Annotated in this window: 19 protein-coding genes; 8 read left to right on the top strand and 11 right to left on the bottom strand. The window is 73.3% G+C overall.

Annotated elements, in window-relative coordinates:
* Positions 1–52: 52 nt before the first annotated feature.
* Complete coding sequence (locus AC067A_RS18140; RefSeq protein WP_479243456.1) at positions 53–541, top strand: hemerythrin domain-containing protein; 489 nt, start codon at positions 53–55, stop codon at positions 539–541.
* Here AC067A_RS18140 and AC067A_RS18135 read toward each other — a convergent pair.
* The gene (locus AC067A_RS18135; protein ID WP_479243455.1) at positions 530–4,720 is read right to left on the bottom strand and encodes a S8 family serine peptidase; all 4,191 of its coding nucleotides are present in this window, start codon (positions 4,718–4,720) and stop codon (positions 530–532) included. The genes AC067A_RS18140 and AC067A_RS18135 overlap by 12 nt on opposite strands.
* Positions 4,721–4,844: 124 nt before the next feature.
* Here AC067A_RS18135 and AC067A_RS18130 point away from each other — a divergent pair, with 124 nt between their 5' ends.
* Positions 4,845–5,798 (top strand): helix-turn-helix domain-containing protein, encoded by a 954-nt coding sequence (locus AC067A_RS18130; protein ID WP_479243454.1) that lies wholly within the window; start codon positions 4,845–4,847, stop codon positions 5,796–5,798.
* Positions 5,799–6,089: 291 nt separating this feature from the next.
* Here the strand turns inward: AC067A_RS18130 and AC067A_RS18125 are convergent, their stop codons facing one another.
* The 3 genes from AC067A_RS18125 to AC067A_RS18115 are packed head-to-tail and all read right to left on the bottom strand — an operon-like array spanning position 6,090 to position 8,813.
* A complete protein-coding gene (locus AC067A_RS18125) occupies positions 6,090–7,121 on the bottom strand; it encodes an NAD(P)/FAD-dependent oxidoreductase (RefSeq protein ID WP_479243453.1) in 1,032 nt (343 codons plus the stop codon).
* Positions 7,118–7,633: an isoprenylcysteine carboxyl methyltransferase family protein gene (locus tag AC067A_RS18120; protein ID WP_479243452.1), complete on the bottom strand. Its 516-nt coding sequence runs from the start codon at positions 7,631–7,633 to the stop codon at positions 7,118–7,120. Before AC067A_RS18120 ends, AC067A_RS18125 begins: the two co-directional genes overlap by 4 nt.
* A gap of 13 nt (positions 7,634–7,646) precedes the next feature.
* Positions 7,647–8,813: a type III polyketide synthase gene (locus AC067A_RS18115; protein WP_479243451.1), complete on the bottom strand. Its 1,167-nt coding sequence runs from the start codon at positions 8,811–8,813 to the stop codon at positions 7,647–7,649.
* 6 nt (positions 8,814–8,819) lie between these two features.
* On the opposite strand from AC067A_RS18115, the gene AC067A_RS18110 reads away from it, so the two are divergent.
* Positions 8,820–9,722, top strand: a complete 903-nt coding sequence (locus tag AC067A_RS18110) for a UbiA family prenyltransferase (protein ID WP_479243450.1) — start codon at positions 8,820–8,822, stop codon at positions 9,720–9,722.
* 448 nt (positions 9,723–10,170) lie between these two features.
* On the opposite strand, the gene AC067A_RS18105 is transcribed toward AC067A_RS18110, so the two are convergent.
* Together AC067A_RS18105 and AC067A_RS18100 are read right to left on the bottom strand one after the other, a co-directional pair.
* Complete coding sequence (locus AC067A_RS18105) at positions 10,171–11,448, bottom strand: preATP grasp domain-containing protein (RefSeq protein ID WP_479243449.1); 1,278 nt, start codon at positions 11,446–11,448, stop codon at positions 10,171–10,173.
* 260 nt (positions 11,449–11,708) lie between these two features.
* The gene (locus AC067A_RS18100) at positions 11,709–12,209 is read right to left on the bottom strand and encodes a metallophosphoesterase family protein (RefSeq protein WP_479243448.1); all 501 of its coding nucleotides are present in this window, start codon (positions 12,207–12,209) and stop codon (positions 11,709–11,711) included.
* Here AC067A_RS18100 and AC067A_RS18095 point away from each other — a divergent pair.
* Entirely contained in the window at positions 12,208–12,504 is a 297-nt protein-coding gene (locus AC067A_RS18095) for a hypothetical protein (RefSeq protein WP_479243447.1), read from the top strand. The two genes, AC067A_RS18100 and AC067A_RS18095, sit on opposite strands and share 2 nt — an antisense overlap.
* Positions 12,505–12,578: 74 nt before the next feature.
* Positions 12,579–14,852: a catalase gene (locus AC067A_RS18090; RefSeq protein WP_479243446.1), complete on the top strand. Its 2,274-nt coding sequence runs from the start codon at positions 12,579–12,581 to the stop codon at positions 14,850–14,852.
* A 209-nt stretch (positions 14,853–15,061) separates the two neighbouring features.
* Here the strand turns inward: AC067A_RS18090 and AC067A_RS18085 are convergent, their stop codons facing one another.
* From AC067A_RS18085 to AC067A_RS18070, 4 genes are all read right to left on the bottom strand, one after another.
* Entirely contained in the window at positions 15,062–16,093 is a 1,032-nt protein-coding gene (locus AC067A_RS18085; protein WP_479243445.1) for an iron-containing redox enzyme family protein, read from the bottom strand.
* A complete protein-coding gene (locus AC067A_RS18080; RefSeq protein ID WP_479243444.1) occupies positions 16,090–16,350 on the bottom strand; it encodes a CDGSH iron-sulfur domain-containing protein in 261 nt (86 codons plus the stop codon). The genes AC067A_RS18085 and AC067A_RS18080 overlap by 4 nt, the downstream gene beginning before the upstream one ends.
* Complete coding sequence (locus AC067A_RS18075; protein WP_479243663.1) at positions 16,334–16,972, bottom strand: HemK2/MTQ2 family protein methyltransferase; 639 nt, start codon at positions 16,970–16,972, stop codon at positions 16,334–16,336. The genes AC067A_RS18080 and AC067A_RS18075 overlap by 17 nt, the downstream gene beginning before the upstream one ends.
* A 434-nt stretch (positions 16,973–17,406) precedes the next feature.
* Positions 17,407–17,883, bottom strand: coding sequence for a VanZ family protein (locus AC067A_RS18070; protein WP_479243443.1), 477 nt, complete (start codon positions 17,881–17,883; stop codon positions 17,407–17,409).
* A 364-nt stretch (positions 17,884–18,247) separates the two neighbouring features.
* Between AC067A_RS18070 and AC067A_RS18065 the strand changes: the two genes are divergently transcribed.
* From AC067A_RS18065 to ppk2, 3 genes are all read left to right on the top strand, one after another.
* The gene (locus tag AC067A_RS18065; RefSeq protein ID WP_479243442.1) at positions 18,248–18,928 is read left to right on the top strand and encodes a DUF4230 domain-containing protein; all 681 of its coding nucleotides are present in this window, start codon (positions 18,248–18,250) and stop codon (positions 18,926–18,928) included.
* Between the two features lie 123 nt (positions 18,929–19,051).
* The gene (locus AC067A_RS18060; protein ID WP_479243441.1) at positions 19,052–19,495 is read left to right on the top strand and encodes a hypothetical protein; all 444 of its coding nucleotides are present in this window, start codon (positions 19,052–19,054) and stop codon (positions 19,493–19,495) included.
* Complete coding sequence (ppk2, locus tag AC067A_RS18055) at positions 19,492–20,451, top strand: polyphosphate kinase 2 (protein ID WP_479243440.1); 960 nt, start codon at positions 19,492–19,494, stop codon at positions 20,449–20,451. Before AC067A_RS18060 ends, ppk2 begins: the two co-directional genes overlap by 4 nt.
* Before the next feature lie 72 nt (positions 20,452–20,523).
* Here ppk2 and AC067A_RS18050 read toward each other — a convergent pair.
* On the bottom strand, positions 20,524–21,036 hold a 513-nt coding region (locus tag AC067A_RS18050), incomplete at its 5' end, for a sigma-70 family RNA polymerase sigma factor (protein WP_479243439.1).

The following is a 21,036-nucleotide window of genomic DNA, read 5'->3' as shown; positions in this document are numbered from 1 at the left end:
TGTCCGAACTCCAGACCCCCAGGCCGGTGACGACCGGGCTCCCGAGATCGACGTGGTCGCGCTGCTGATGCGTCAGCACGGCGACATCCGCAACCTCTTCGACGAGGTCGAGGCGACGGCCGGTGACGAGCGCCGTGACGCCTTCCGCCGGCTCGTGCGGCTGTTCGCGGTCCACGAAACCGCGGAGGAGGTCGTCCACCCCTTCGCCCGGCGCAACCTGACCGGCGGCGAGCAGGTCGTCGAGGACCGGCTCGCCGAGGGGAAGGTCGCCAAGGAAGTCCTCGCGGCTCTCGACGCCGACGACCCCGGGGTCGGGTCCGCCACCGCCCACCTGACCCTCGGTCCCGTCGCCGCGCTGATGGACCGCACCAGGGACGCCGGACGAACACTCCCGACAGACGGAAGGGGAGGGGCCGGCGGGCGGTTCTCCCGCCGGTCACGCGCACGAGCACCGACCTGGCCGGGGACTTCCGGGCCGGGTCGGCGCTCGCGCCGGTCATGCGGTCGCACTCGTCACGCGCGGGACGGGTCAGCGGTGTAGCTTCAGGCGGTGGACCCCGCCGTCGACCGCGCCGACGTAGAGCGTGCGGCCGTCGGGGGCGGCGGCCAGCTTGGTGGTGTCGGTGTTCTGCAGACCGCTGGAGATGTTCTCCCAGGTGAGGCCGTTGTCGGTGCTGCGCAGCACGCCCCGGCCGCCCTGGACGAGCCCGGACGCGGTCGAGCGGGCGGTGGCCGCGTAGAGCGCTCCGTTCACCCGCAGCAGGTCCGAGACGTGGACCGCGAGCGGGCCGGTGTCGGCGGTGCGGAAGGTCCTGCCGTCATCGGTGCTGACCCGGACGGACGATCCGCCGACGACCAGGCGCCGGCCGTCCGTCACGATCGCGGAGACGGGGCCCTCGGCGACCTTGGTCTTGGTGACGCCGCCGTCGTCCGAGCGGTAGAGGCCCGAGGCGTTGCCGAGCCAGAGGCGCCGCGGGTCGCGCGGGTCACCGGCCATGGCATCGAAGGACCTCTCGTGGAAGAGGTTCTTCCACGTCCTGCCGCCGTCGGAGGTCGAGAAGAGTCCGTCGCCGAAGATGCTCCTGAAGCTGATCGCCACCCGGTCCGGATCGGCCGGGTGGACCAGGATCGAGGTCGGTATCTCCGACGACGTGCCCTTCACCTGCCAGGTCAGGCCGGCGTCACCGCTGCGGGAGACCTCGAAGAGGCCGGTCGCGGTGCGCCGGACCTGCCACACCACCTTGGTGTCCTCGGGCGAGACGGCGAGGTGCGAGGTGAGACGACCCGTCATGCCCTCCGCCCCGGACTGGCCCCACTCGGGGCCGGCGACGGGGATCGCGGTGCGGTAGGTGCCGCTCACCGTTCCGGCGAGCAGCTGGTCACCGCCGGCCGCGAGGGCGAAGGTGGTCAGGCCCTGGACGCCGATCCTCCGGTACCCGGTGCCGTCGGCCGAGCCGCGGTACAGGCCGTCCTGTTCGCTGGACACGGTCACCGAGCCGTCGGCCCAGCGGTCGTAGTCCATCGCGATGGCGGCCTTCGAGGGGGCGGGCACGGGCTTCCAGGTCCTGCCGTGGTCGTGGCTCACCTGCCCGGCGCCGAACAGCGCGCGCAGGTACAGGTCGCCGCCGGAGGCGGACAGTCCGTTGCCGCCCTCCGCCAGGGGCAGCAGGGTGGACCAGGTGCGGCCCTTGTCGTAGGAGCCGCGGATGCCCGTACCGGGGACGTAGGCCGCCACCACGGTGGAGTCGGCCGTCATGCCGCGGATGGTGTGCACGGGCTCGTCGAGGACGAGGTGTGCCGTGCCGGGGTCGCCCTTGCCGACGCCGTCGATCCGCCAGACGCCGTCGAAGGTCGCCAGGTACAGGGTGTCGCCGACGAGGGTCGCGTCGCGGACGTCACCGGCCACGCCGGTGGGGTACGTCGCCCAGCTGTCGCCCGCGTCCGTGCTGACCAGCAGTGTGCCGTCGACGATCGCGGCGAGGGTACGGGTCCGCTCGTCCGCGACGAACCCGTCGATGTGCGCGTCGGGCACGTCGAGCTTGCGCCAGGTGCGGCCGTTGTCATCGGTGCGCAGGATCGTGCCCCGGCGGGTGGGGTCGGCGGCCGTGTTCACGGCGTACCACCAGCGATCGGGCCGGTGGGCGTCGACCACGACCGCTCCGGTGCCGTTGCCGTCGGCGATCGGCAGCCTGCCCACCTGGCGCCAGTTGGCGCCGCCGTCGGTGGTCAGCCAGGGGGCGGCCTTCCGGAACTGGGTCACGACGGCCTGCTGGGGCCGGGCGGGCGAGAGCGCGACGTGACCGGCCTCGCCGTTCGGGCCGATGGGCTCCCAGCGGTCGCCGCGGCTGCCGGCGGGGGTGACCTCGAAGGCGCCGGTTCCGGTGATCCGCCGGCCGTCGGTGGTCGTGGCCCGCACGGCCAACCGGTAGGCGCCGGCCGCCTTCCCGGTCACGTCGGCCTGGTAGTAGCCGGCGCCGTTCATGGTGGTGGGCAGCGTGAAGGCCTTGCCGTGCGGTGGCGTGACCCTGATCTCCGGCGGCGCGTTCAGGGCGGCCGGGGCTGCGATGTGCACGGTGGAGCGGCCGTCGCTCGGGTCGGGGGACGCCTGGACGACCAGGTGCCGGACGACGAGCAGGTACGGCACCCGGAGGGCCGGGCCGCGCTCGGGGGTGGCCGTGATCCGGCCGCTGATCTCCGTGTCGGTGGCCGGGCGGTCTGCGCTCAGGGTGACGTCGACGGTTGCCGACCCTCCGGCAGGGACGGTCACCCGCGGCGGAGACACGGTGGTGGGCCCGGTACTGCCGAGGGTGACGGTCAGCGGCTTCTTGCCGGGGTTGGCCAGGCGTATCTTCGCGGTGCCGCCGACGGTCCGGTCCGCCAGGTCGGCGAGGCCGAACGACACGCTCGTCGGGAAGGCGGTGAGGGTGGCCGACGCCGCGGCGGCCACGTCGAGCCGTCCGTTGCCCTGGACGGTGGGGCCGGTGCCGGCGAGCTCCTTCGCGGTGCCGACCAGTGCGGACCTGATCCCGTCGGGGTCCTGGTCGGGGCGCAGTTGGCGCAGCAGGGCGGCGGCTCCGGCGACGTGCGGGCTCGCCATCGAGGTGCCCGACATGCGGTAGACACCGGGTTCGTACATCGAGGTGGGGACCGAGGAACGGATCTCCACGCCAGGTGCGACCAGGTCGGGTTTGAGTCCGAAGCCGGTGCCGGGTCCACGCGACGAGAAGGAGGCGATCTCGTCGGTGGAGTCGGTGCCGCGCAGGGTGACGGACACCTTGCCGGCGGCCAGTTCACGGCTCAGCTGGGCGTACTGGGTCGTGTCGATGCCCATGACGACCAGGCGGTCCATGCGCAACGAGTCACCGGAGGCGGCGGTCCGGGTGAGGTCGGGGCGGGCGGGGGTCTGCCGGGCCTCGACCGTGCCCGGGGCGGCGGCGAGGACGGGTCCGTCGTGGACCGGGAGGCCGCCGAGCACGGCGAGCGCGCCGCGTTTCTCGGCTTCGCGCGCCCAGTCGATGTCGCTCTGGCTCAGGACGTCCGTACCGGGGGCGACGAGCATGTCGGCCCGCAGGATCTTGCCCCGTACGTCACCGACCCGCTCCCAGTCCTCGGCGGTGCCCGCGCCGACGTCCACGAGCGGCGCGGTGACCGGTTTCGGGGGCGGGTTCGCGGACAGGACGCCTCGGTACGTCTGGATCAGTTCGGGTTCCTTGCCCGCCAGGTACGCGCTGGGGATCCGCAGCCCGCTGGTGGAGGCGCCGACCGCGATGACGCCCTCGGCCGACGCCGGTGTGCTGACGGTGCCGCTGCCGGGACCGGCGTTGCCCGCCGCCGCGACGACGACCACTCCGGCCCGCACGGCGGCGGTCGCCGCGCGGCCCAGCGGGTCGGTGCCGTCGCCGGGGCCGCCGAGGCTCATGTTGATGACGTCGGCCCGGTGGGGGTTGCCCGGATCGGCCGCGGCCTCGATGCCGGCGATGATGTCGGAGGTGTAGCCGCTGCCGTCGGCGCCGGTGACCTTGTAGGCGAGCAGGCGCGCGTCGGGCGCCATGCCGGTGACGCCTCCCGCCTTGGCCGCCTTGCCCGCGATGATGCCCGCGACGTGGGTGCCGTGGCCGTTGTCGTCCATCGGGTCGTCGTCGCCGTTGGCGAAGTCGAAGCCGCCGACGACCTTGTGGCCCTCGCCGAAGCCGCCGCCCAGATCGGGGTGGCCGTAGTCCACGCCGCTGTCCAGGACCGCCACGACGGTGCCCTTGCCGGTGGCCTTCACCCCGGCCGGGTCCTCGCGCTTCCAGACGTCGGGAGCGCCGGTCAGCGGGACGCTGACGTCCGTGCGCACCTGCACCCGGGTGTCGGGCCGGACGGCGACGACGCCCGGCAGCGCGGCCAGCCGTGCCCTCTCGGAGGCGGGCACCGTCATCGCCACGGCGTTGACGAGCAGCCCGAGTCCGCGGGGTGCGACGGGGTGCAGTCCGGCTCGCCGTACCGTCCTGACGAAGGCGTCCTGCCGTACCGCCAGGGCCCGTCGGGCGTCGCCGACGGCGGAGGTGGCGCCGGCGGCCAGGGAGGTGAGCGAGCCGCCTGGGGCGGCTGCCACGGCGGCGTCTCCGGACAGCTCGACGATGACCCGCTGGTTCGAGTCGGGTGACGTCGCGGTCGCGGTGCCGGGTGTCGCGGTGAGCGTCCCGGCCAGCGCGACGGTGGTGACCGTGGCAGCCACCAGACGTCGGCTTCTTCGTGGGTTCTTGGCCATGGGGAGAAGTCCTAGCGCCGAAGTCACTCTCCGTACAACGGATCTTGACGGCCCATTGCTGCACCTGGCACAGGTGGGCCAGGATCCGCATATGACGAACGAGCTCACCGCGGCAGGCATCGATCCGTTCGACGAGAGCGTCTACCGGGCCGTGCTGACCCGGCGTACGGCGGCCCCGGCCGAGCTCGCCGCCGACCTCGGCTGCTCCCCCCTCCGTGCCGCCAGGGCACTGGACCGGCTGCACGACCACGGCCTGGTCGGGCGGCTCGCGGGGGTCCGCCGCCGGTACGCGGCGATCGAGCCGGGAGCCGCGGTCGAGTCCCTGGTGCGGAACAGGACAGCGGAGTTGGACCGGGTCCGTTCGGCGGCGGGCGAGCTGTCCCGCCTCTTCGCGGCGGCCCAGGCCGGCACCGCCGGGGAGGACGAGGTGGAGATCGCCACCGGCCGCGAGGCGCTCGGCCGCTGGTTCGTCCGCCTCCAGCAGGAGGCGCGCGAGGACGTCATGACACTGGACCGGCCGCCGTACGCACTGACCACCTCCAACCCGGTGGAGAGCACGGCGCTGGGGCGCGGCGTGCGCTACCGCGCGGTCTACGCCCCCGAAGCGCTGGAGTGGCCGGGGGTGCTCGAGGACATCCGCGGACTCGTACGCCGTGGCGAGCAGGCCCGGGTGATGCCGGGCCTGCGGATCAAACTGGCCATCGCGGACCGCCGGCTGGCGCTGATGCCGCTCTCCCTGGACCTCGACGGCGTGCGCGCTGCGGTCATCCGCCCCTCCACGCTGCTGGACGCCCTCACCGACTACTGGGAACTGTGCTGGAAACAGGCCCTGCCGCTCGACGCCCCCGCCGAGGACCCGCTCGGCGAGGAGGATCGCCTGATGCTCACCCTGCTGGTCAGCGGCCTCAAGGACGAGGCCATAGCCCGCCAGCTCGGCTGGTCGGTCCGCACCATGCGCCGGCGCATGAGCCGTCTCCACGAACTCCTGGGCGCGGTGAACCGCTTCCAGGCCGGCGTCGTCGCGGCGCGCCGCGGCTGGATCTGACCCGCCGCCGGGCCGGATCCGACGACCACCTGGCGGTGATCCCGCCCACGGCCCTGGGCGCCGGGGAGGCACCCGGACCGTTCCCGGGCCGTTCCCGGACCAACTCCCCCCGAGGAACGGCACATACGACCAGTCGCACTGGTCGGTGCGGGTTCATCGGCTGTACCACCGGCCGGATAAGCGGGTGCGGCGCGTCCGCCGGGACTTCTCCGGGCGACCGGGAGTCCGTGTCGTGCGGCGCGGCGTGGAGACACCGCGCAGGTCGTGTCTGTTCGCGCAGGTCTACGAGGTTCAGGCGAGAGCGTTTACGGCGAGGGTGAAGACGAGGGGGAGCCGGACCGCGGCCGGCACGATCCTGTCTGCCAGCCAAGGCCGCTGCCGAGCCCGTACCAGGCAGTCCGTCAGCAGTCGGTGCCGGAAGGTCGCCCGCTGCCACGCGGCCTCGTAACCTCCAGGGGTGCCGCGACGCAGCTGGTCGATCAGCGCCCTGGCGCCGGCGAGAGCCAGTGAGACACCCTCGCCGGTCAGGGCGTCGATGTATCCGGCCGCGTCGCCCACGAGCATGACGCGGCCGTGGACGCGTGTGCGCACCTTCTGGCGCAAGGGGCCCGCGCCGCGCACGCCACCGACCGCGGCGTGTCGGGGCAGCGCGGCCGCGAGTTCGGGGAAGCCGGCCAGTTGCTCGTCGAACGGGGCGCGCAGGGAGGTCAGGAGCGCGACGCCCAGGAGCTCTGGTCCGAGTGGCGTCACGTACGCCTCGCCATGGGGCCCCCAATGGACCTCGACGTACGGGGACGGCGGCGCCACGGCGTAATGCCGGCGGAGCCCGTACCGCGGGGTGCCCTCGTCGGGCTTTCCGAGGCCGAGTGAGCGTCGCACCGGCGAGTGCAGTCCGTCGGCGGCGACGAGCCAGCCGGCGCGCACTCCCGTGGCGCTGTCGAAGACACCCCTGGCGTCCTGGCGCACCTCCCGCACACGCTGCGGCAGGACGGGAACCCCTGCGGCGAGGACCGCTGTGTGCAGGACGGCGTGCAGGGCGGTGCGCCGCACGCCGAGGCCGGGGCCGTGCCGGAACTCGGCTTGGGCCTGGTGCGGGCCCTGCCGGTAGCGGATGCCGGCGATCGGCCGGCCGGGGACGTCCAGGCCCAGCGCGCGCAGTTGCCTGACGGCGCCGGGCATGAGCCCTTCTCCACAGGCCTTGTCGACGGGCATGGCGCGCGGTTCCGCCAGCACGACGTCGAATCCCGCCCGCACGGCGTAGAGCGCGGTGGCCAGCCCTGCCGGACCGCCGCCCGCGATCAGCAGGTCGTGCGTGCGGGTCATGCCGCGATCACCCGCCCCAGGGCGGCGTTCTCGCATCGGACGCGGACGGCGAGCAGCACCCCGTTGGCGGCGGTGAACACGGTGGCGGTCAGCCACGCGGAGTGGACCAGGGGCAGCGCCGCGATCTCGGCGACGACCGCGACGTAGTTCGGATGGCTCGCGAAGCGGTACGGCCCGGCGCGCACGAGGCGGGTGCCCGGGACCACGATGACACGTGTGTTCCAGTACGGCCCCAGGGTCGTGACGCACCACCAGCGCAGCGCCTGGGCGAGGACGACGACGACCACCATGGTCCAGCCGAGCAGGGGCAGGAACGGTCGGTCGGTCAGCCAGGGCTCGATCAGGCAGCTCGCGAGCAGAGCCGTGTGCAGGGCCACCATCACCGGGTAGTGACCACGTCCGTACTCGACTCCGAGACGGGCGAGGGTCCAGGCCGCGTTGCGTCGCGCGACGGCGAGTTCGACGAGGCGTTCCGCGGCGACGGCCGCCAGGAGCAGTGTGTACCACAGCATGTTCGGACCGCCCTCACCAGCGCAGGAGAACGAACTCGACGCAGAAGCCGGGGCCCATGGCCATCATCAGCCCCCACGAGCCCAGCGGCGGAGGATGGCCGGTGGTGACGTCCTCCAGGATCCGCAGCACCGAGGCGGAGGACATGTTCCCGGAGGTGGCCAGGGCACGGCGGGCGGAGTCGAGGGCTGTCTCGGGCAGGTCCAGCGTGTGTGCCACCGCGGTGAGGATCCGCGGTCCCCCGGGGTGGCAGAGCCAGACCCCGATGTCGTCGGGGGTCAGGCCGTGGGTGGTGAGGAAGGCCCGGAGGTCCGGTCCGATCCGTGCCGTGACGACCTCGGGAATGCCGGCGTCCACCACCGGGCGGAATCCTCCGGCCCCGATCGCCCAGCCCAGCAGGTGCTCGGTGCCCGGGTAGAGGAGGCTGCGGGTGGCCACCACCGTCGGCCGGCCGGGCCGGTGGTCGTCCGCGCGAGCGGTGTGCGCGACGACCGCTGCCGCGCCGTCGCCGAAGAGGGCACCGGCGACGAGGTTGGCCGGTGAGGCGTCGCGCTGCTGCAGGGTGAGCGAGCACAGTTCCACGCTGAGCAGCACGGCCACGGCCCCGGGATGGCCGCGCAGGTAGTCGTGGAGTCGTGCGAGACCGGCGGCTCCCGCCACGCATCCGAGACCGAAGACGGGGATCCTCTTGACGTCCGGTCGCATGCCCATGCGTGACGCGAGCCGGGCGTCGAGCGACGGCGCGGCGATCCCGGTGATGGACGTGCACACGAACAGGTCCACGTCCGCCGGGGAGAGCCCGGAGGCTTCGAGCGCGGACGCCAGTGCCCTTTCGCCCAGTTCCAGGCCCGCGGCCATCCATGCGGCGTTCGCCTCGCCGAAGCCCCCCATGGTGGCGTACCGGTCGAGCGGGAGGGCGAGGTGCCGGGTCCGCACCCCGGAGGCCCCGTGCAGCCGCCGCAGCAGGGAGCGGTCCGCCCCCGGGGCCAGACAGAGGTCGCCGATCAGCTCCGTGATCTCGCTCTGGGCGTACCGGTGCTCGGGCAGGGCCGTACGGACAGCGGCCACGACGCTCTCGCGACCGTCCGGGTCGGTCGGGTCGGTCACGTCGGTGGAGCCCTCGCCCCCTCGTGCGGTCGGCGGCGTCACGGTAGCGAATCGGGGGACTGCGGGGACACGCATTCCGGGATGTCTCCTCACGACCGGTGGTGCGACTACCTTGCACCCGTGTCTCTATACCCCACTGCCGTTCCGGTGCGAGCGACACTCCGGTTCGCGGCGCTGCTGCGTTCCTGCCACCCGGAGCCGACGCTCGCGGTGACGGTCTTCGTCGGCGCACTCGCGGCCGCGTCAGGTCGCGGAGCGGGCGGCGCCGTGGCAGTCGGACTGGCGGTGCTCGCCGGCCAGTTGTCGGTCGGGTGGTGCAACGACGCGGTGGACTCGGTCCGGGACGCCGCCAGCGGTCGCCGCGACAAGCCCCTCGCGGCCGGCGCCCTGAGGCCGCGGACGGTCGCCGTGGCCGCCGTGGTGGCGCTCCTCGTCTGCGTACCGCTCTCGTTGCTCAGCGGTACGGCGGCCGCGGCCGTACATCTGACGGGAGTCGTCGCCGGCGGGTGGGCGTACAACCTGGTCCTCAAGAGCACTCCGCTCTCGCCCGTGCCGTACGCCGTCGGGTTCGCGTCCCTGCCCGCCTTCGTCACACTCGGCGCGCCGGCCCACGCCTGGCCCGCCTGGTGGGCCGTCCTCACCAGCGCCCTGCTCGGCGTCGGCGCCCACTGGGTGAACGCGCTGCCGGACATCGCGGACGATCTCGCGACGGGCGTGCGTGGCCTGCCGCAGCGTCTCGGCCCGGTGGCCTGCCGCCGGCTCGCGCTGGTCACGATGCCGGCCGCGGTCGCGGTCGTCACGCTGGGGCCGCCCGGGCCGGCGGGGCTGTCGGGCTGGGTGTGCGCGGGCGCAGCGGTATGCGCCGCCGTCGCTGCTGCCGTCCCGTGGTGGCCCGCCACCAGCCGATGGCCCTTCCGGGCCGCGATGGCGGTGGCGGGCCTGGCGGTCGCGCAGCTCCTGTCACGAGGCTCCGGCATCGTCTGAGGGGCGGCCGCGGTCAGCCCGCCGGCTGTCGCCGCGCGGTCACCCCTCGAAAAATCGAACATCCCGTCGAGGGATTGATCGAGGCCCCGCCACGGAGTCGCGCGGGCGTCGAACGCCTCACCGCGACGAGTCGCCGGCCCTCTCCGCATCGGGGCCCACCCTTGCCCGTCCGCTTCCGTCCTCTTCCGTCCTCGGCCTTCGCGTGCGTGGCCGGGACGCGGCCAGCGGGCGTCTTCCCGGGTGGTGACCGTTCATGCACGGGGTGCGCCCTGGTCGGCGGCGGACATGTCGGTGCGCATCATCCGCAGGGCCGCCTGGGCCGACTCCGCGTCGAGGAGGACGCGCGCGAGCAAACGACCTCCTCCTCGTGACGAAGCCGGAGCCGGAGCCCCGGGCACGTGCCCGGGGCTCGGCCGATGCCCGAACGGCGCGGGTGCCCGGTGGCCGTTCACTCGAGTCCCAAGGCTTCCACCAGCCCGCGCTCCCGCTCGCTCACCCCGTCCGCGTGCGCCGCGACGACCGCGTAGCGCCATGAGCGGCCGTCCGGCGGGGCGTCCGCATAGAGCACCACGCCCTCCCCCCGCTCCGGATCGAACGCGAGTCGGTGGGCACGCAGCCGGTCGAGGGCTTCGGCCAGACCGAAGGCCGCCCGGGAGTTCCTCCTCGACACCGCCCACGCCGGGCGGGCTGCGCCGGACGCGGCCGTGAGCCGGGTGACCATGGCATGGGGCGTGGTGGTGGCCGTCCTTCGGACGTTGCTCTCACCCGCGTACGGCACTCCGTCCGTGTCGACCAGTGCGTCGAGTCCGAACGGGCCGAGGTAGCCGTGGTCGGCCAGATGGCGGCCCAGTCGCAGCCCCCACTCCTCCAGTTCCCCGGCCACGTGCGCGCACGACGGCGGCAGGGGCGAGACGTACCCCGTGAAGGAGCCCTGTTCCGTGCGCATCGCACCGCTGAACAGGGCCCGGGTCCCGGAGGTCGTGTTCTCCATCTGGATGCTCACCGACGCGACCGAGGCCACGTACTCCTCCACCACCCACGTGCCCTGCGGGCCGCCGACCGCATCCAGCGCCAGGTCCGTTCCTCCCCCGTCCTTCCGTGAGAGGAAACGCATCCCGTGTCCCCCCGCCGAGCGGTCGGGCTTGACCACCACCTGCTCGTGCTGGGCCAGAAGCTGCCGTACGACACCTTCGACCTCGGGTCGTCGGCACACCCGTCCCGCCGGCAATCGCATGCCCAGCCGCTCGGCCGCCCGGCGGAACCCGGCCTTCGTGTTCAGCAGCATCGTCACCGGCAGGGCGGCGGCCGCTTCGTCGACCGTCGCGTACGGGTGGACGGCCAACCCGAGATCACGCGCGAACGCGATGGCGGATGCGTCGAGGGCGGTCGGCAACAACGCCGTACCCGGCTGACGCACGTGAGCGGCGACCCGGTCCACCAGCCCGGCCTCGCGGACCGCCTGGGCCAGGGGTACGGCCCCGGCCGGCGGCACCTCGATGACCGCAGTCCGCTCACGGGGCACCCCCGTCAAGTCGCTGACGTACCGCCGGAACTCACCGCTCAGCGGTCCGGGGGTCACCAGTACGTCGCCGCCCCGCAACAGCCACACCTTGCGCGGCGCCTGTTGGGCCCACTGCGCCAGCACCCGGCCTTCCGCCAGATCCACAGCCAGGTCCGAGAGGAAGTTGGCGAACACCAACAAGGGACCCGCGCCCGGTTCGTTCACTGCCGTTCCTCCCACGCCGCCCGCCGCCCGCCCCTCCGGCCGGGTCTTGGTGGCACCCATCCTGCCGGGCGCTCGGCGGCTCGGCGCAGCCGACAGGCGGGCCGAGCCGAGCCGTCGACCCTGCGGGCCGACGCGGCCGCGCTGGACGCCTGCCCCGCCTGCTTCCCCGCCGGCACGCGCGTCGCCGCCGAGCCGCGCCCCCGTCCTGGTGGACCGACGAGGTGCGCACGGTGCTCGTGGATCGTGGCGCGACCCTTTGGTCAGCGCCGTCGGGGCAGACGGTGGAGCGTCACGTCGTACGCCCTCCCGTCCTCGACCGTCAGCGTCATGAACGTGCAGGAGGGCTGGCGTCTGCGGTCCGTGGGCGAGCCCGGGTTGAGCAGGCGCAGGCTGCCGGAGGTGGTGTCCCACGGGATGTGACTGTGGCCGAAGACCAGGACGTCCACGTCGGGGAAGCGTGCCGCGCAGCGCCGCTCCCGTCCGGCGGCCGCTCCGGTCTCGTGCACGACGGCGAAGCGCACTCCGCCCAGGTCGGCGTAGGCGACCTCCGGAAGTCGGAGGCGCAGTCCCGGGCCGTCGTTGTTGCCGTACACGCCGATCAGCCGGCGGGACCTGGACTCCAGCAGGTCGAGCGTGGCCTCGTCGATCCAGTCCCCGGCGTGGATGACGGCGTCGGCGTCGTCGACGGCGGCCATGAGGGCTTCCGGGAGCGACGCGGCGCGAAGGGGGAGGTGGGTGTCCGACGTGAGCAGGAGCCGCATGCGTCCCACCGTAGGGCGTGGAGACCGCGAGCACCTCGGCGTGGGCGGCCCACCGGCGCCGCGGCGCCACACGGCCCACGGGAGTCGCCGGCTGCGTACGGTCGGCACCATCGGCACCGTCGGCAGGCGGCGCCGCAGGACCGCCCTGGCCGCCCTGGCCGCGCTGGCCGCATCGGCCCCCGGGGCACCGTGCACGCCGCCGCCCTGGTGCGCGGACGCCGACGCGAGGAAGAGCTCCTCGGCCGGTGACCGGCGTTCCGGGGCGTCCGGTGCCGGGACGGGCCGGACGGGCTAGGCCAGGTTTGCGGAGGTATCGCTTCGGGTCACACGTCTAAGGGCCCGAAGGCGCCCCCTGCGTTGGGAGACGTGATGTCCGAGAAGAATCCGGTGAAGGCTGTCGCCGACAAGATCGCCGGCGTCGTGCGCGCCGGGTCGGCGGGAGACCCTGACGAAGGGGTGCCGGGCAAGCCGGCGTCCGCCTCTCCCCCACTCGTCGAGCCCGTCGCCCCGGCCGGGCCGCTGCCGCCGAAGGCGGACCAGAGCGGGCCGGAGACGGTCAGCCCGACCGGGCAGCCCACCGGTGCGGAGCAGGCCCGGACGGCGCAGAGCGGCGCGTACCTGACGACCGCGCAGGGCGTGCGCCTGGGCGATACGGACCATTCGCTCAAGGCGGGGCCGCGGGGGCCGGTGTTGCTGCAGGACCACCACCTGCGCGAGAAGATCATGCACTTCGACCACGAGCGGATCCCGGAGCGCGTGGTTCACGCCCGCGGGTCGGCAGCGCACGGCGTGTTCCAGTCCTACGGCACCGCGCAGGCGGTCAGCAAGGCCGCCTTCCTCGCCCGGGACGTCGAGACGCCGGTCTTCGTGCGCTTCTCCACGGTGCTGGGTTCCCGCGGCTCCGCCGACACGGTGCGCGACACCCGGGGGTTCGCGACGAAGTTCTACACCGAGGAGGGCGTCTTCGACCTGGTCGGGAACAACATCCCGGTGTTCTTCATCCAGGACGCGATCAAGTTCCCCGACATCATCCACGCCGGCAAGCCGCATCCCGATCGGGAGATCCCGCAGGCGCAGAGCGCGCACGACACGTTCTGGGACTTCGTCTCCCTGCACACCGAGGCCACCCACCACACCCTGTGGAACATGTCCGACCGGGGCATCCCCCGTTCCTACCGGATGATGGAGGGCTTCGGCGTCCACACCTTTCGCCTCGTCAACGCCGAGGGCGCCACGACGCTCGTGAAGTTCCACTGGAAGCCCAAGCTCGGGGTTCACTCCCTGGTCTGGGAAGAGGCGCAGATCATCGCGGGCGTGGATCCCGACTTCCACCGCCGGGACCTCTTCGACGCCATCGAGTCCGGCGCCTTCCCCCAGTGGGAGCTCGGCATCCAGACCTTCCCCGACACCGACGACCAGATGTTCGAGGGCATCGATCTCCTCGACGCGACGAAGATCGTCCCGGAGGAGCTCGCGCCGGTGAAGCCCGTGGGGCTGCTGACGCTGAACGCGAACCCGTCGAACTTCTTCGCCGAGGTCGAACAGGTCGCCTTCCACACCGGTCACCTGGTGCCCGGCATCGACGCCACCGACGACCCGCTCCTCGCGGGACGGAACTTCTCGTACCTGGACACCCAGCTCACCCGGCTCGGCGGCCCCAACTTCCCGCAGTTGCCGATCAACCGCACGCACGCCCCCGTCAACGACATGCAGCGCGACGGCATGCACCAGACCGCGGTGCACCGCGGAGTGGCGCCCTACAAGCCCAACAGCCTCGACGGCGGTTGCCCCTTCTTCGCCGGCGCCGACACCGGCGCCTTCATCGAAGTCCCCGTCGAGGTCCCCGCCGGCCGCAAGGTCCGCGAGGCACCCGCTTCCTACGGCGATCACTTCTCCCAGCCCCGCATGTTCTGGCTCAGCATGTCCTCCGTCGAGCGCGAGCACATCATCGCCGCCTACACCTTCGAACTGGGCAAGTGCTACGAGCAGGCCGTCAAGGAACGCACCCTGGCCGTGCTCGCCAACATCGACCCCGAGCTGTGCTCCCAGGTGGCGGCCGGACTCGGGCTGCCGGCACCGGCCGCCACCGAGCCCCTGGCGGACGCCCGTCCGAGCCCCGCCCTGTCCCAGGTCGGCCGCACCTGGCCGCTGGACGGACGCGTCATCGGCATCGTCACCGACGGGGCCGTCGACCTGGCCGCGGTGCGAGAGGTCCGCGAAGCGGTCCTGGACGCGGGTCTGGTGCCCTTGGTCGTCGCCCCGGCCGGCGGAGTTCTGGGCGCCGAGGGCGACCCGGTCACCGTGCAGCGCACCTTCGCCACCGCACGCTCGGTCGAGTTCGACGCGCTGGTGTTCGCGGGCCTTCCCGCAGCGGGTGCCGACGCCTACGGCGCCCGCGACGCCAAGGCCGGGGCGCCCGCCCCCACGGTCGGCGACCCGCGCGTCCTGACGCTGCTGACCGAGGCGTACCGGCACGGCAAGGCCCTGGCCGGGTGGGGTGGTGCCGAAGCCCTGTTCGAGGCCGTCGGCATCAGCACCGGAGAGCCGGGCGTCATCGTCACCGACGATGCCCGAGGACTGCCCCGGCTGCTGGAACTGCTCTCGGCCCACCGCGTCTGGGAACGTTTCCCGGCCGCCGTGTGACCGGTCGGGGTGGGCCCCTGCGGTGACCGCGGCCGTGCCCGGCCGAACGTCGGCGGAGACCCCGTCCGCGGGTTGCGCCGTACCCGCCCCTCCTCCCCGGCCCCCGGCGAGGTCCCGGCTTGTGCCGGCGGCCTCGCAGGGCCGGGCCCGGGTGTCCTCGGCGCGGGCCCCTCGCCCCTCGGTGCCGACGCCACGACGGCATCGGGGCGTCACCCCCGGGGCAGCGGTGCGAGCAACGCGCTTCTCCCCTCTGCCCAGGCCGCACCGATGTGGTCGGACAGGCGGTCTTCCAGGAAGACGGTGGCCGCGCACCCGAATGCGACGTCCTCCTCCAGGGCGGGCTCGTCGGCCAGGAGTCCTCCGATGACCTCGTGGCGTACGAGCTGCTCGTGGACGGCGTCGGCTTCCACGTGCTCGGCGTAGAAGTGTTCCGCCGCCGCTCCGGCCCCGCAGCGCCGCATCGCCTTGGCGAGCCGCCGGGAACCGGGCGAGGAGGTGACTTCGACGCAGGCGAAATGGCCGACGAGCGCGCCGCGCAGGGCGCGGTGGAGCCCGAAGAGCGACATGAGGTTCACGGTGGCGAGGAGTGGGGCCGGGGCCAGGTCGAGATAGCGGCCGTACGCCGGGTCGAGCCGGAGATCGACCATGAGGTCCGCGAACAGCCGGGCGTGCATGTCGGCCGCGCGGCCGGCGCCGAACTCGTCGTACTCGATGGCGACCATCGCGGCCTTGGAACGACCGGTGAGGCGCGGGATGACCCAGGCGTGCGGGTCGGCTTCCTTGAGGTGGTAGAGGGAGCGCAGCGCGGCGTATTCACGCAGCTGCCACAGCTCGCCTTCCTTCTCCAAGTGGTGACTCAGGCTGCCCGAGAGGTCCACCGGCTCGACGAGGAGGGGGGCGAACGCCTCCTCGACCGTGCGGGGGGCGTCGGGCAGCGCGGAGTGCAGGGCGTCCAGGAAGCGGGCTTCCAGCGCCCCGCGGAGGCGCAGCAGGGACGGATCCCATTCCCGCTCGGCGTCCACGCCGTCGAAGCCGCGGTAGTGCAGTTCGTAGAGGAGATAGAGAGCGAGCTGCAGGTCCTCTCCGTACGGGTCCGTCCGCGCTGCCTCCGCAGCCGTGTGGGCGGGCGGCGCGTCACCGGATCGCAGAGCCTGGACCACGGCACGGGACAGGTCTCCGCGTCCCTCCACCAGGTGGGGCCCGGTGGTGGTCGCCCTCCTGCCCGGGCTGAGAAGCGTCATGACGGGTTCCTGTCCTGGGACCGCGAGGCGTCCCTTTCACGGGGGCGATGACTGGTGTCGCACCACGGGTACGCGCGGCTGCGACGGCACGTGCAGAGGGCGACCACGAACCGGTCGGAGCGGGCGAGGGTGCCGTCGTCGAGGACGACCACGACCGGTCCCTCCACCAGGACGGGGCCGCCCGCTTCCAGGGTCACCCTGCGGGCAGCGGCCTCCGGGGCCTCCGGCCGGGCGGAGCGGTCAGAGGCTTCGGGCACGGATGACCACCAGTTCCTCCCACTGCTCGGCTTCGTCGGTCAGGCCCCGCGCTTCCAGCCAGGCCCGTCGTGATCGCAGTACGGGGCCCCAGGGCACCTTGGACCTGGCCACGACCGTCGTCGCCATTCCCGCCTCGCTCAACTGGTCGACGGTTTCCTGAGCCCCGCACAGACCTGAATGGACCATGAGCAGGACCCCGCCAGGGCGCAACAGCGCCGGAGCGCTCTCGCAGATCCGGTCGATGACTCCGCGCCCGTCGGGACCGGCGTCCCAGGCGCGCTCCGGCCCCCGCGACGGCAGAGGTCCCGGGGCCGGGACGTAGGGCGGATTCGAGAGGACCAGGTCGAAGCGGCTGCCCGCGGCGCGCACCGCGAAGTCGCCGTGCATGACGCGCAGGGGCAGTCTTCCGCGTACGGCGTTCAGCCGCGCGGTGAACACGGCGCGCCACGAGACGTCGACCGCCGTGACCACGGCACCCCTTCGCGCGGCCTGGAGGGCCAGTGCGCCCGTGCCCGTGCCGATCTCCAGCACGTCCGTCCCCGGCTTCAGGTCTTCCTGGGCGAGGGCCTGTGCGAGGAGTTGGGTGTCCCCTTGCGGTGAGTAGACGCCGGGAAGGGTCATGAGACCTGTGGGCAGGGTGCCCAGGGGCAGAGCCGTACTGGCCACGGCACACCTCCGTGATGAGAGTCACCCGCGAGCGCGGGCGGTGACTCCTTGCGGGTGCCCGCTGGGGCTCAGGTCATTCCGGGACCGCTGTCGTGCCACCCTGTCCATCTTGGGGGCTCCGCAACGATCGCGCGCGCTGCGGTCGCGGAGCGTGGGGGCTGCCGGCCCGGGGCCGGACCTCGCGTCGTCACGCGGGTCGCCGGTACGCGCGGACCGGCCGAAAGGGGGCGGGTACGGAGCGGCGGGCGAGCCGTCAGGCCCTCGGCGTCGGTCGGGTCGGGGGCGGGCTCCGGGACCCCGGAGCCCGCCGTTCAGGAGGTTCCGCCCGGCCGTGCCCCGGCGTGGTAACCCCCTGGGGGGTACTACGCCGGAGCCCGCCGTCCCGGCTGTCATGCCGAGGTACGGGTCGGGCGCCGGCGCTGCCACCAGTGGGGGCGGAGGCGGGGGTGCACGGCGCGGCCCAGCCGTCGGCCGACGGTCACGTAGCCGAGCAGCGCTCCCGTCGTGTTGAGGAGGACGTCGTCGATGTCGAAGGCGCGCCCCGTGACGAGCGCCCCCTGCACCAGCTCCACGAGCAGCATGGTGGCCGCGGTGAGGAGCGCGACGCGGAGGAAGCCGCGGGCCTTGCGGGACAGCAGCGGCAGCAGGATCCCGAAGGGGACTCCGAGGAGGATGTTGCCCCCGAGCTGCTTGACGGTGTCCACGAACGCGGGCCGGCCGAGGTAGGCCTCGATCGAGCGCCCGGGCGTCAGGTTGTTGTGGGTGAGGGGCACGGAGGCCGGTGAGGCCTCCAGCGTCAACCGGGCCAGGACCACGGCGAACGCCACCATGCCCGCGAGGGCCGTGAGGCCGACGAGGGTCCGCACGAACCGACCCGGGCCGCGCCGGACCGGGACCGCGGCCGGGGACGTCGTGGTGTCCGGCTCCTTACGTGCCGGGCTCCCGGCGGCCGGCGCCACGCCGCCCGCACCCCCCGCGCCTCTCCCGTCGCCCCCGTCCCCTCCGGTGGGCGCACCGCCCCGACCCTTCGACGTTCTCCGACCGAACATGAGCCGTCTCCTCCCCTTGGTGCCCTCGTGCGGACGGATCCCGCGTACCCCCGCCGGGGGACCGCATGCCCTGCGGTCCCCCGGGGCACCCACCTCCGAACCACCCTCCCCTCCCTCCCCAACAGAGCTCGTTTCGGGCGTAGTTGGGTGTGGGAGCGGCGGACCCGGGCATCCGGCCCGCATGGGAGAAGAGACCGAGAACAGACCCGCGCCGGCCCGCCGTCCGTGGAAGCGTCCCGGAGGGAGGTGGCCCCTCGCCGCCGTCGTCCTGCTCGTGATCGCCGTCGCCCTCATGCTGATCGGCCAGTTCCTCCGGATCCCCGGCATGGACGTCCTCGGGACGGACGTGAAGGACCGCTCCGGCCCCGCCGTCCTGAAGTCCGTCCAGGACCTGAGCCGGTACGAGGGGGCGGCGGGGACCTACCAGGTGGTGGTCGACCTGGAGCACGACGCGCGGTTCCTGCCGGACGCGATCCGCGGCACCCGCACCCTGTACGTGGCGAGCGGCAGCGTCGTCTCCTACGTCGAGTTCGGCGGCCTCGGGGACGGCGCCGTGACCGTCGACGCCGACCGGACCGAGGCCACCCTCCGGCTGCCGCACGCCCGGCTGGCCGACCCGGCTCTCGATCCGGAGCGGTCGTACGCCGTGTCGAAGCAGCGCGGTCTGCTCGACCGGATCGGCGACCTCTTCTCGGACAACCCCGCGAGCGAGCAGGCCGTCCACGCCCTCGCCGCCCGGCGCATCGGCGACGCGGCCCGCGAGTCCGACCTGACGTCCCGGGCGGAACGGAACACCGCCGCGATGCTGCGGGAGCTGCTGGGGGGCCTGGGCTTCGAGCGGGTGACCGTGACCTTCGTCTGAGCGGGATCCGCCGGGTCGGAGGGCGTTCCGTGGAACGGGGCGCCCTCCGACCCGACCGCGCCGTCCGGGTGATGTGTCGGCCGACACGCTCGTATCCGTCCGCCGACGGGGCAAGGGGCCCCTATGAGCACTCACGACGACGGCCGGGACGCCCCCGGTCCCGCCGCCCCGGACGCCACCACGGTCGAGGCCCTCGGTTCGCTGTCCAAGGCCCTGGAGACCGTGGAGCGCGCCCGGGGCCATCTGTACGGCTTCCACCAGCTGACCGGCACCGCCGACTTCGAGCTCGACCGGGCGGTCGGGCTGCTGCGGAAGGCGGGGCACCACGCCTGGGCGGACCGGGTGGAGACCGAGATCCTGGGGCGCAACGTCATGCCGGGCCACTGGACGTACCAGATCGTCGACGCCTACAACGAGACCTACTACGAGCCGTTCCGGGACCTGGAGCGCACCGCGGTCTCGGCCCTGGCCGGCGGCCACGAGCACCGCTTCGAGGCCCGGCTCCAGAGGGAGCGTCGCACTCCCGACCACCCCGACCACGCCCCGGCCGAAGGAGCCGACGCATGAGCGACGCCGACGACCCCGCCGACGACCTGCTGGCCGGGCTGAGGGTGGACACCAGCCAGCCGGAGCAGCCCGTCCTGCTGGACGCGCAGGGGGGACCCATCCGGACCTGGCGCGAGAACTACCCCTACGACCGGAAGGTCCGCCGCCAGGAGTACGAACGGACCAAGCGGGTCCTGCAGATCGAGCTGCTGAAGCTGCAGCGCTGGGTCAAGGAGACGGGGGCCCGGCTGGTCGTGATCTGCGAGGGGCGGGACGCCGCGGGCAAGGGCGGCACGATCCAGCGCTTCACGGAGCGGCTGAACCCGCGAGGGGCGCGCATCATCGCCCTGGACAAGCCGACCGAGCGGGAGGCGGGACAGTGGTACTTCCAGCGGTACGTCCCGCACCTGCCGGCGCGCGGCGAGATCGTGTTCTTCGACCGTTCCTGGCACAACCGCGCGGGGGTCGAGAAGGTCATGGGCTTCTGCACGGAGGAGCAGCACGCGCTCTTCCTCCGGCAGTGCCCGGCCTTCGAGTCGATGCTGGTCGAGGACGGCATCATCCTGGTCAAGTTCTGGTTCTCGGTCTCCCGCGCGGAGCAGCGCACCCGGTTCGCGATCCGGCAGGTGGACCCCGTCCGTCAGTGGAAGCTGTCGCCGACGGATCTGGCCTCGCTGGACCTGTGGGACGCGTACACCGTCGCGAAGATCGAGATGTTCCGCGCGACCGACACCGCCGACGCGCCGTGGACGGTCGTCAAGAGCAACGACAAGCGCCGGGGGAGGCTGGAGGCGATGCGCTATCTGCTGTGGCGGATCGACTACGCCAGCAAGGACGCCGAGGCCGTCGGCCGGCCCGATCCCCTGATCGTGGGCGCCGCCGACACCCTCCTGGAACCGGGTGAGGAGCCGTCGGCGCTCTCCCCCACCCCGCTGGCCGGCCCTCCGGTGGGCCGGGGCCAGCACCCGCCCGCATGAGAACGGCTCCAGGGTTCCCGCACCGGACGCGTGTCCGGTGCGGGAACCCTGGAGCCGTTCGGGCCGGCCGGATCAGCCGACGCCGGTGCCCAGCAGGCCCTCGCGCAGGCGCTTCACGGTGCGCGCGAGCAGCCGCGAGACGTGCATCTGCGAGCAGCCCAGCTCTTCACCGATCTGAGCCTGGGTCAGTTCCTCGACGAAGCGCAGGTGGATGATCCGGCGGTCGCGCTCGTCGAGGTCGGCGATGAGCGGGGCCAGCGAGTGGAAGTCCTCCACCAGCGCCATGGCGGGGTCCTCGCTGCCGATGAAGTCGGCCAGCGACGCGTCGCTGTCCTCGCCCTCGCCGCTGAGGGCGGCGTCCAGCGAGGAGGAGTTGTAGCCGTTGGAGGCCAGCCGCGCCTCGGTGACCTCCTCCTCGGTGAGGCTCATCAGGTCGGCCAGCTCCTTGACCGTCGGCGTCCGGCCGAGGCGGGTGCTGAGTTCCTCCGTCGCCTTGGCCAGCTCCACCCGCGCCTCCTGGAGGCGGCGGGGTACGTGGACCGCCCAGGAGGTGTCGCGGAAGAACCGCTTGATCTCGCCGACGAT

Source organism: Streptomyces sp. NPDC043176, from assembly GCF_056436715.1.
Note: the sequence above shows the minus strand (reverse complement) of the source record. Positions and strands in the feature narration are given on the sequence as shown.